Below are 11,240 nucleotides of genomic sequence, written 5' to 3'. Positions count from 1 at the left end.
TCCGGTTTACCATGATCTTAATCTGATGTTTAAGAGTTTACATTAGATATCCATCAGAGCTAAATTTTTAGACTACTAGCTTGTTTCGCTTTTGAAGCGTTGGCAGAGAAGCGATTTACAAAGGCTTGCAGCTCATCGATCTCGGCACTCTTCTTGGCGTTTTCACCCAACAATTGCTCACGAATCAGCGTTGATGCTTCAACAAAGTAATCGTAATTACCAGGATAAATACGCAACTCACCGTAATCGATATCCGCCATATGCGTGCAGACTGAGTTCAGAAAATGGCGATCATGCGAGATAATAATCATCAGGCATTTGCGCTGGTTCAGTACGGTAGAAAGCCATTCGATGGTATGAAGATCGAGGTTGTTGGTCGGTTCATCCAGCAGCAAAATATCCGGATTAGCAAACAAAGCCTGCGCCAATAAAACACGGATTTTGTAACCCGGCGCCACTTCCGTCATCGAGCCAAAATGCAGTGACTCATCAATCCCCGCTTCAATCAGAATATCACCGGCGCGACTTTCCGCGCTGTAACCATCCATTTCGGCAAACTCAACTTCGAGATTGGCCACTTTCATGCCGTCCTCTTCACTCATCTCAGGCAGGCCATAAATGCGCTCACGCTCCTGCTTGATTTCCCACAGCTTGGTGTCGCCCATAATCACCGCATCGACCACGCTGTAAGCTTCAAACGCAAACTGATCCTGACTCAGTGTGCCGACTTTAGCGTTTGGATCAATCGAGACATTGCCAGAAGTCGGAGCCAGCTCACCGCTTAAAATCTTCATGAAGGTAGATTTACCGCAGCCATTCGCCCCGATTAAACCGTAACGGTTACCGTGGTCAAACTTGGCAGAAATGTTTTCGAACAGCGGCACAGAGCCAAACTGCATGGTGATATTGGCGGTAGTAATCAAGGGAATATCCAAAAGAAGAGGTAAGCTAAGGGCGCGACTATAGAGAGTCCGCGGGGTGTTGTCGACATTCCTGAAGGAATTACTGTCTGGCGTATGCTTTATAGCTCAGGGGTTTGCCAATCATTTAGCAACTGCAGATGACCAAATGACTCTGTTTTTACCGCGTGCCTTCTATCAGCGGTCAGAAACATACAGTCATTATTAATCGCCAAGGCATGGTAGCAACTATCATAAAGCGAAGGATAACCACTATTCTGATGACCCGTCTGAACCATGTTTTCTACCAATTCCCACTCTTCAGACTTGAGTTCGACCAGAGTCAGATTAAAGGCCTTGTAATCCTCAACCATCGCCAGCGCGTCTTGTATCGAATAACGGTAATAGGTGGCTATTTGTAGAATTTCATAAGTAAATAAGGACGGTGCAAGCAGCGGAACTTCCTGACTCACACAGTACCTAAAGAAATCCTTGGCTTGCTGTGAGTCCGCCTCATCGATAAACAACTTTGCGAATACATTCGAGTCAACAACAATCATTCCGACTTACTTCCCGTAAGCAATTGTTCTGTTTCACGCTGCCTGATTTCATGCAGTGCATCCTCGGTGGAAACACCATTAGACGGGTGGCTGACAGGAGCATCCAGAGCACTCAGCAATTTTTCCTTAAGCAACTGACGCTCAATCGCTTCCAACTTTTCAGCAATTGCCTGATTGATCAGGCGCGTTCTGTTTTTTGCATTGAGCAAGTCCAGCCGCTTCTTATTCTCTTCCGTTAAATAAAGCGTGGTTTTAAATTTCGCTGCTGTCTCTTGTATGCTTGTCTGTGCTGCACTCATGACTTAACCTCATTACTAAAGTCAGTATATGACGTCAAAAAATAAAGTCAAACAAGAGACTATCACTTGACCGCTATTTCATAAGTCGTTGACGCCCACAAACTCATCCACTCCGCCTCTCTACCACCCGTCTGCTCCTTGGCCGGCTCAATCATATGCACCGCATTCACTAAGAAAAGACCACCCTTAGCAACCGGAACCACCACGCGCCCTGCATCATCCGTAGTAAACGTCTGACGCGTCACTTCTCCGTCAAACTTATTAAAAACCACCACATGCGAACCGGCAAACGGCTGATCTTGATAGAGCAATTGCGCCGTCACCGCCTCTAAATTTTCAGTGGTGTAAGGATTAGTTTCGACCACCCACTCAATCGGCAATCCCAATGCCCTGTCGATACCTGCACCATCACCGACTTTAATCAGTGACTTAGCATAACGCTGATAAAACTCAGTAAAATCCAACTCCGGTAAGCCACGTTTTTTGTGCGCTTCCAACACCCACTCGATACCTTCATTTTTTAGAAAACTCTCAAAGGTTTCACGCTTGTCATAGCGTAATCGGGATGGCTTGGATTGATAAGCCAAGATATGCAGACCGGATTGATCAGCGACTTGTTCGAAGGCCGGAGACTGTGCGAATCGTCCTTTGACAGGCGAGGTCGTTTCCCCAACCGTCACATCAAACCGTTCAAAATTCGTTGGGTAGTAAGAGAAGGTATCGCCATCTAACATCTGACCGACTTTAATATGAGCACTGATTTTACTGCCTGACTCCACTTCAAAATCCAACGGTTCCAACCAAAACTCATGCGCTGACACCGCCTGTGCCATAATAATACTCAGCAGAACCAGCGGGGCTTTTTGCAGATAAGACAACAACACGTAAAATCACCTCAATTGGGGACGAAATATTGGAGAAGAGTATGCGCTTACAACGAACTATCCTGCAACAAAGCTTGTATTTTTTGTGGCTGACGGCACTGCTGTTATTGATCACACCACTTAGCGCACATGAATCCCGCCCTACCGTTGCGATCCTCCAGTTTAGTGACACTGGCACACTAGACATTGAGCTCACCGGCAATATAGAAGCCATCATTGCAGGCATTGGCCCCGATCATGATCCATCTGAATTTGCCAAAGCTGCCCAATACACCGTGCTACGCAAACTGTCAGCGGACGATCTGAGCAAACGATTCGACGCGTTTACCGAGACCTTTCTGTCTGGCACACAGCTGCTGGCAGATGGCAAACCACTGACACTCACCGTTACTGACACCAATATCCCGGAAGGCACACCGGACAAAGCCCGCGACTCCGTGATTCAGCTGACCACAACCGTTCCAGAGAATGCCAAAACACTCAGCTGGCAATGGCACAAAGATTTCGGTATCGCCGCACTGCGACTGCACTCACCAGAACAAAAGGACGTTTACAACGCCTACCTTGAACCTGCTGTGAAAAGCGAAGGCTTTGACCTGGCTAAGCTGATTCCAGAGAAACCTAAAATGGGTCAATACCTCGGCGCAAAGCCCACCGAATATCCGGACTGGTTTAAAGATAGCTTCTTAGAATTTAAAGACGATGTGGCCGAAGCTGCCGAGGAAGGTAAACGCTTAGCCATTATTTTCCATCAGGACAACTGCCCTTATTGCAACCTGCTGGTTGAACGAAACTTGTCTCAACACGACATTCAACAGCAGATGAAAGACAAGCTGGATGTGATCTCAATCAACATGTGGGGTGCGCGTGAATTGGTCAGCGTAGGCGGTAAAACCTACACCGAAAGCGAATTCTCCGCAGCCTTGCGAGTGCAATACACACCGACCATTTTGTTCTTTAACGAAGCGGGCAAACTCGCACTGCGATTAAACGGTTATCTTCAACCTCCGGAGTTCAAACGCGCCTTAGACTACGTCACTGGCAAGCATGAAACCAAACAGAGTTACGCTGCCTATATCGCTGAGAATCGCGTCGAAAGTGCCAACGAGGAACTTAATAAACAGGCATTTTTTGAGGCCGTAGCAAAAGACAAACCAATTGATCTAGACCTTCCAGAAACAGGTTATGACAAACCACTGGCTATATTTTTTGAGCAAACCAGCTGTCCAAACTGTGACGTGCTACACAACAATGTTCTGACCGATGCAGACACCAAAGCCATCATCGAACAATTCCGGAATGTGCAGTTGGATATGTGGTCGGACACCGCCATCACCACCCCACAAGGTGAACAAACTACTGCAAAAAAATGGGCAGAAAAGCTCGGCATTAACTACGCCCCATCGATTGTATTATTCGATAAACAAGGTGAGGAAGTGATTCGCATCGAGGCGATGTTTAAGTCGTTTCATACGCAATCGGTCTTTGATTATGTGCTGAGCGAAGGCTATAAAACACAACCCAGTTTTCAGCGTTATATTACGCATCGGGCGGATGTAATTCGTGAGACGGGGAAGGATGTGGATTTGTGGAAGTAAGGTAGACATCGGTTTTAGCGAGCCTCCGTCAACTATTATTCAGCATCCATTGACCGATATTTCGATAGGGAATGACATCAAAATCGGTGCGTTTTTGATACTCCTTCCCGCCATAAACCAAACTCATGTTTTTCACGCGCTCACCCAGAATATCGGCAATTTTGCGGGTGGGTTGCATGGCATCACTGGCCACGGTTTGCGCTGATTTAACTTCCAGCAGACTCAAACCGTCTCCTGCTTCCAGTAGGATACCCACTTCATTCTTTACGGAATCGCGATAGAAAAACATATTCGGTTTATCACCGTGATTATGAACGCCTTTTAACAGCTCCAATACCACAAGGTTTTCAAACAAATGCCCCCGTAACGGGTGTACAGCAAGATGCTCTTCGCGGGTAATGCCCATCAACCACGCGGCAAGTCCCACATCATAAAAATACAACTTAGGGGACTTCGTCAGGCGTTTTCCGATATTGGCAAACCACGGTGGCAAGCGGAATGTAATAAACGAGGCCTCAAGCAAAGACACCCAATCATTAATCGTGTGACTGGATACCCCGACATCATTCGCCATGCTTTGCATATTCACCACCTGCCCGGTACGGCCTGCGGCTAAACGTACAAACTTTTCGAAGAGTTGAATATTTTTAAGCTGGATTAACTCGCGTAAATCACGCTGCACATAAGTTTCAAAATAATCCCCCAAGACCATCGCGGGGTCTAATTGCTGCTCGTAGATTCGGGGATAACCACCCCGATGAATCAGCTCATCCGTTGATAAAGCCTCATACTCGCTCACGCCGTTTAGCTCACTAATGGATAAAGGCAGTAACTTGAGGAGCGCCGTCCTGCCTGCTAAGGACTGAGAAATCTCACGTGATAAATCAAACTGGTGACTACCTGTGAGAATAAACTGCCCCATTTGCTTCTTTTCATCCACCTCCACCTGAATCCAAGACAGCAGTTCTGGTACTCGCTGAATCTCATCGATAATCGCGCCACGGTCATCAAATTGTGCCAGAAACGCACGTGGGTCGGTTCGCGCAAAATCCCGCAAGTCGGGTCGCTCAAGATTGGTGTAGGGCTTATCCGGAAATGTCTGCTGACACAACGTCGTTTTACCAGACTGCCTTGGGCCGGTTACCGTCACCACCGGATACTGGGTGGCTCGAGACAATAGGACAGGTTGGAGTTGGCGAGGAATAATCATGTTTTCTTACAAATCTGAAGTTGTACTTCAATATTACACGAAACCACCAACCTTGCAAATCTGAAGTGCAACTTCAATATTGTATAATACCCTAAGCCCTCCTTATCGCGGCAGTCCATCCCCCAGCCCTATCCCGGCGGCTCCGCTTCGCCGGTCTCTGGTCTGGTGGCTGGCCTGCCAGCCTACGGTATTGCGGCTCCGCCGCCTGCGCTGCCGCGCGGGTTGACCAAAAAAAGACGAAAGCCGAGGTCGCCGCTACGGCTAACCGGCGAGAGGCGGTCACGGTAAGCGGAACGCACGTCCCTGCCGTAGCCGTCCCAGGAGCCGCCGCGAACCACGCGAGTAGCGCCCTGCTCCTGCTCTGTGTCTGTGTCTGTGTCTGTGTCTGTGTCTGTGTCTGTGTCTGTTAATTCATTCTGTGGGTTAATGACTGCATCCGCGCCAAGCTTTTCCTGCCAATGATCCTGACACCACTCCCATACATTGCCGTGCATTTCATACAAACCCCATTCATTACAGGGGTAGCTTTTAACATCAGTCGTTTCTTGCTTGGCTTTTTTATCCCATTGAGTACTTGCTTCTTCACCCCACTTTTCACGGTCTTCGCCAAGCTCGAGATTCCAAACCCCACGATAGTTCACCTGCGCGATTGTTAGCTCTTTGCCAAAATTAAAAGGGGTGTCTGTTCCCGCCCGACAGGCATATTCCCACTCGGCTTCCCACGGTAAACGCACTGCTAGCTCGGGATGAAAGGTGTTAAGCTTTTGAATAAATTGCTGACAGTCTTCCCAACTGACTTGTTCAACCGGACGGTCATCGCCTTTGAAGTGACTGGGGTTGTCATCCATCACGGATTGCCAAAGTGCTTGGGTGACGGTGGTTTCAGCCGCCCAAAAACCTTGGGTAAGCGTGACTTGGTGGTGATCCTCCCAATCAATCCGTCCGTCTTCATCTTCCGGTGAACCCATCATAAAGGTACCAGGGTCTACCCAACGGAAAACACAGTGTACGCCTTTATGGTTTAAGCCCATCCATAGGCCGTATTGGTCTTCGCCCCAGTCGGTTGCCCAGGGGTAGGGGAAGATTGGGGGATTGTTCATGACTTAAACTTGCTCTGATGATGCTATTTTGCCATCCGCTGAGAAATACGAAATTTTGCCATCCTGATCACACAGCCAAACTTCTTTAGCGCCTTGGGCGAGGTATAAAGCAATTTTTTCATACATTTCAGCCGCTGAGTTTGACGGGCTGACAATTTCAACGCATATTTCCGGTGCGGAGTGGTAAGGCGTATCAAAGCCGTGTTGTTCAATAAATTCATCGGATACCCATGCGACATCCGCTACTTTTACCCCTTCAGGCGTGTTGATCGAGCACTCTGTGATGACTTCACCAGAGCCTTTCTTTTCATCCAGCAACTTGCCGACTTTAAACTGCCAACGTCCGTGGTTGTTACTGGCTGGACTCATTAAAATCTTACCCCATTTATTTAACTCGATTTTGAAAGGTAAGTTTTGTAAGAGTGGGTTGTTGATTACTTCTGCCCATTCCATAGTAGTTCTCCGGTGGATGCACTTACTGTGTACCTTACCTTATTTACTCTTACTTCTCATCATTGAGAGTACGTCTGATGCCAGTACTACCCTTTATTTATTAGCGGTCTCGAGTGATTTCTCGTAGTAAAATTTCGCATTCTCATAATCCCCCAGAAGCTCATAAGTGTTTGCAAGACTCTTTAAGCTTTCTGTCAACTTAACCTCATCGCCCATACTTCGTACTACTTCTAAAGCCTTGTTCCGGTAACCTAACGCCTCCTCATATTGATGCAGCTCCTCGTATATCGTTGCAATTGTGCTTGCAGCTTCTCGTGTTAAATCAATATACATGCTTCCTGCTCTCAATAGATACATCTTGAGCAAATGTAGTGCTTTTTCGTTATCTCCCTTAGCCTTACAAACTAATCCCAACCTCCCCAAGATGACCGGCTTCATAACCTGCCCAATGAATGGAAATATTCTTCCAAAAGTATCTATTGCAAGATCATAGTCACCATCTTTTTCCGCTTGATTGGCTTTCTTATAAAGCTCGTTAACCTCTTCTGGACTAAGTCTAATCTGCTCAACACTATTCAAAATAGCGGAGGCTTGCCTGCCAGCCTCCGGTATTGCGGCGCTGCCGCGCGGGTTGACCAAAAAAAGACGAAAGCCGAGGATGTCGCTACGGCCGTCCGGCGCGCTGTGGTTACGGCAAGCGGAACGCACGCTCCCGCCGTCGTAGTTCCAAGCGCCGCCGCGAAGCACGCGTAGAGCGCCTCCCTCTGCCTGACCTGCTTCGCTGGCCGGATCAACCACCGCACTGGTTCTTAAGCCATCCTGCCAGATATCCTGGCACCATTCCCATACATTTCCGTGCATCTCGTATAAGCCCCACGGGTTTGTAGGTAATGATTTAACTGGAACAGTTTCCTTTCGAAGCTCACCTTTTTCAGCACTCGCGTAAGGACGGTTGCCATCATAATTTACTTGATCAGGTGTAATATTTTTACCGAATGAAAAGGGGGTCGTTGTTCCTGCGCGACAAGCATATTCCCACTGGGCCTCAGTCGGTAAGCCAAACTCAAGATGTGGCAAATGTGAATTAATGGTTTGGATAAAGCCATGCGCATCATCCCAACTGACGGTTTCTACGGGACGGTTTTCACCTTTGAACTTGCTTGGATCTTTTCCTGTGACCGCTTGCCATTGCGACTGAGTAACGGTGGTGTCTGCCAGCCAAAAGCCTTCGGTTAATGTCACCTGATGGTATGTTTCATCTTCATATCTATCAACTTCTGACTCTGGTGAACCCATCATAAAGATTCCGGCGGGTATCCAGCGAAAGCGTTGCAAGCAACCCGGCGCAATCTCAATATCCGCATAAAGCCCATAACGATCCCGCCCAATAGCTTCTGCCCAGTCCGGCTTTTGCATCACATCAAAATGCATCACTTCGTGTTCGGTGCGCACTTCCACACTGCCCAACTCATCCGCTTGACACACCAAACCATCTTGTACCGAACGTACCGTGCCGTCTCGCATGTGTAGCGTGGGTGGGATTTTCTTAAGCGCCTCAAAGCGATACACGGGCGAGGCAATTTCCGTCGCGGTGCTGACCTGTTCAAAACAAATCTCACCCGACACACCCAATTGCCGAACGCTCCAGCTCACGTATTCCTGCCGCTCCTTATCATCCAATAACCATTTCAAGCGCTCCGGTCGGAAGTGTTCACCCAACATCGGCGGCAGTTCGCCCGCTTTAATCTCGGATTCATAGGCCATTGCGCAGAGGTCATAAAACACATCATTCAATGCGCCATTCCAGATATCATCCGGTTGTGAGGCTAAAAATGTTTTGCACTGCATGACCAAGGCATTGTGCTGCGCGCTGCCCTTAGCACTTTGCGCGGTGCTGGCACTGAGTTGTTTTAGATAGCTTCTGGCGTGTTGATTATCCGACTCACTGGCCACGCACTGACCGATTTGCTCAAGCTGTTTTAAGCCTTGGTGCGCGTGCTGGTGGTGCTTCTCAACGACTCCCCAAAGTGTCTCAGCATCCTGTTGTGAGACCTCACGCCGGAACCGTTTGGCGTAGTCTTTGGCTAAGGACGGTTTCATGCGAATCCCCAAAGACCCCACCTGCATGTCCGGGTGATTCCATAGCTGTGCCTCAACCGCGCTACTGCCCCACTTAAACTCATCCCGCAGTTTGCGCAACAATCCGGCGTCAATAATTGGGAGTGGCGATAACAAAATCAGAATCGACTGAAGATCTTCCTTGCTCAAACCTTTGTGCTCAAAACCTTTCAAGGCATGGCGTGGCAAACTCCCCGCATCCGACAAGGGACTCATCGACAAACGCTGACAAGCCGCTCGGCTCAATGGCGAGGAGACTACCGGACTCAGGCTAATCACTGGCGCGGGGTGCGCGTATAAGTCCTTGGCAATCTGCCACCACAGATCACTGTCATTGCCCGTTCGCTCCATCACACCAAAGTCACTGAGAATCAATATCGGTACATCCGCCGCGGGTAACTGCCAGTGGTGCCAGTCTTTACCCTGTTGTGTCGGCCACTCAATACACAGGGCTTTTTGCTGACGTTGCATCGGCTCGCGCAAACGTAAGGCGGTGACATTTTGACTGCCTAAAACCTGTTTCAATAGGGTGATGATTTGCTCAAAGTCACTCCGATAAGGGCGTAAATGCCCCCCCGTATCCACTAAAATTTGTAGCTGCTGCGACCATCGCTGTACCGGCTTAAAAGGTAGCTTCTGGATTGGCTGTCCCTTCGATACCAGCCGGTTTAAAACACGTTGGTCTATTTTTTTGCCGGGGTGTGCTAAGCCCAAGCTATTGTGCAAAAACGGAATCAGCTGCGCGCTGGTTAACAGTGGGCGTGGCGCATCAAACTGGTAAGTTCCACGTGTTTCGTCGTTAGCTTTGAGTTGCTGCTGCGGGTCATAGAGATAGTCGTGACGTTGCTCTGCGTCCTGCTCCAAAGGTTCTATTTTGGTAATGCGCACAAAACGACCGCTGCTGCGCTTGCGTTGTGCTGGCGTGGGTGTCTTGAGTGGCTCATCACTCAAGCGCTGCGCCGTTGCTTCACCCTCGGGCTTTGACTCCACCTTGCGTGCTTGCTTTTCGTACTCAAACACCTCAGCAACTTCGGCCAGCGTCTGCGCATTCAGCTTGGCGGCTTCAATTAAGGCTAAGCGTCCCCAAGCCATTTAAGCCGTCACTTCCTTTTTAAGCGCGTACTCCGAAATCTGCGACAGCAAACCCGCTTGTTCAGACTTGTCCACACTGGATAAGGCGCGCAATAAGTCAATATACTCCGCCAGCCCCGGTGGGTAACGGCCATGTAATGCCGCGTTTCGATCTTCCAGTAATTGGTTCGCTGCTTGCTCATAAACCGGCTGATCAATGCTTCCACCAAAATGCAACTCGCCGCGCTCCACCAGCCAGTCCACCGAGTCCTGCATTTTCAGGGTATGCACAAAACAACGCCTTACAAAGGCCGTGGGCAGTTCGCGTTCTTCATTGGTGGTAATAATGATAAGGAGATTTTTTGGAGTGCCGTCAATCGGGTTGATAACGCCCTGAGCCTCGTTATTCTGACCGTCATCCTGCCCGATATACGGCACACTAAACTGGTAGTTACCCAGTGTTTCTAATAAGCCATTTGGTAAGTCAGGTTCGGCTTTATCGATCTCATCAATCAACAGGACGACACCGGCATTATGCTTGGCAGACTTTTCGGGCTTTGGGCGTAGGTTGTTTTTACAGCGGGTGTATTGGGCTTCTGCGGTTTCCCAATTGTAGGCCCACCAGAAGGCACCGGGGGAGAGAAAATTGAGCGGGTCTAGCGGGTCTTGTGCTTTAAGCACACCCTCTTTAACAGCATCAGGGACTTCTTCCGATTTTGCTGCTTGCTCACCAGACGTTGGCGCTTCCACACGCTGCACTTGCGCCTCGCCTAAGCGTCCGATGGCGTCGAAATTCCAGTGCAAATCGCTTAACTCGGTACTGCCGCGTACCACTTCACTCACAAACGACCAGCCCAAACGCTCGGCTATGGCTTTGGCTAACTGGCTTTTTCCGGTGCCGGGTTTACCACGAACAAGTAAGGGTCTACCGGCGGCATAGGCTGACCACAACGCGTAGCAATCTTCTTTGTTAAAGATATGGTTGAGGCTTTTATCGGCGTTTTGTTGTGTCAGGCCATCGGCCAGAAAGTCGTTGAGTGTGAGCATG

General features: G+C 48.9%; 9 protein-coding genes and 1 pseudogene. 1 reads left to right on the top strand and 9 read right to left on the bottom strand.

All coding sequences use genetic code 11. The features are described from left to right. Positions 1-71 precede the first annotated feature (71 nt). The 4 genes and pseudogenes from DKW60_RS15350 to DKW60_RS15335 form a co-directional block, all read right to left on the bottom strand. Positions 72-923, bottom strand: a pseudogene (locus tag DKW60_RS15350) (ATP-binding cassette domain-containing protein); the annotation flags it as partial. A 98-nt stretch (positions 924-1,021) separates the two neighbouring features. Next, positions 1,022-1,459: a type II toxin-antitoxin system VapC family toxin gene (locus DKW60_RS15345; protein ID WP_109838538.1), complete on the bottom strand. Its 438-nt coding sequence runs from the start codon at positions 1,457-1,459 to the stop codon at positions 1,022-1,024. Next, complete coding sequence (locus DKW60_RS15340; RefSeq protein WP_109838537.1) at positions 1,456-1,758, bottom strand: hypothetical protein; 303 nt, start codon at positions 1,756-1,758, stop codon at positions 1,456-1,458. Before DKW60_RS15340 ends, DKW60_RS15345 begins: the two co-directional genes overlap by 4 nt. 62 nt (positions 1,759-1,820) lie before the next feature. Beyond that, positions 1,821-2,642: a DUF4198 domain-containing protein gene (locus tag DKW60_RS15335; protein WP_109838536.1), complete on the bottom strand. Its 822-nt coding sequence runs from the start codon at positions 2,640-2,642 to the stop codon at positions 1,821-1,823. 41 nt (positions 2,643-2,683) lie between these two features. Here DKW60_RS15335 and DKW60_RS15330 point away from each other — a divergent pair, with 41 nt between their 5' ends. Continuing rightward, complete coding sequence (locus DKW60_RS15330) at positions 2,684-4,240, top strand: thioredoxin family protein (protein ID WP_109838535.1); 1,557 nt, start codon at positions 2,684-2,686, stop codon at positions 4,238-4,240. Between the two features lie 28 nt (positions 4,241-4,268). Here DKW60_RS15330 and DKW60_RS15325 read toward each other — a convergent pair whose 3' ends face one another. The 5 genes from DKW60_RS15325 to DKW60_RS15305 all read right to left on the bottom strand — a co-directional run bounded on the left by DKW60_RS15325 (position 4,269) and on the right by DKW60_RS15305 (position 11,239). After that, the gene (locus DKW60_RS15325; RefSeq protein ID WP_181389728.1) at positions 4,269-5,450 is read right to left on the bottom strand and encodes an ATP-binding protein; all 1,182 of its coding nucleotides are present in this window, start codon (positions 5,448-5,450) and stop codon (positions 4,269-4,271) included. A gap of 182 nt (positions 5,451-5,632) precedes the next feature. Next, the gene (locus DKW60_RS15320; protein ID WP_109838534.1) at positions 5,633-6,550 is read right to left on the bottom strand and encodes a formylglycine-generating enzyme family protein; all 918 of its coding nucleotides are present in this window, start codon (positions 6,548-6,550) and stop codon (positions 5,633-5,635) included. Positions 6,551-6,553: 3 nt separating this feature from the next. Beyond that, a complete protein-coding gene (locus DKW60_RS15315; protein ID WP_109838533.1) occupies positions 6,554-7,003 on the bottom strand; it encodes a Uma2 family endonuclease in 450 nt (149 codons plus the stop codon). 93 nt (positions 7,004-7,096) lie between these two features. Further along, positions 7,097-10,213, bottom strand: a complete 3,117-nt coding sequence (locus DKW60_RS15310; RefSeq protein WP_109838532.1) for an SUMF1/EgtB/PvdO family nonheme iron enzyme — start codon at positions 10,211-10,213, stop codon at positions 7,097-7,099. Next, complete coding sequence (locus tag DKW60_RS15305) at positions 10,214-11,239, bottom strand: AAA family ATPase (protein ID WP_109838531.1); 1,026 nt, start codon at positions 11,237-11,239, stop codon at positions 10,214-10,216. Between the last annotated feature and the right edge of the window lies 1 nt (position 11,240).

Source organism: Leucothrix pacifica (assembly GCF_003172875.1).
In the GTDB taxonomy this organism is placed as follows: domain Bacteria; phylum Pseudomonadota; class Gammaproteobacteria; order Thiotrichales; family Thiotrichaceae; genus Leucothrix; species Leucothrix pacifica.
The sequence above is the reverse complement of the archived record's forward strand: the minus strand, read 5'-3'. Positions and strand labels throughout refer to the sequence as shown.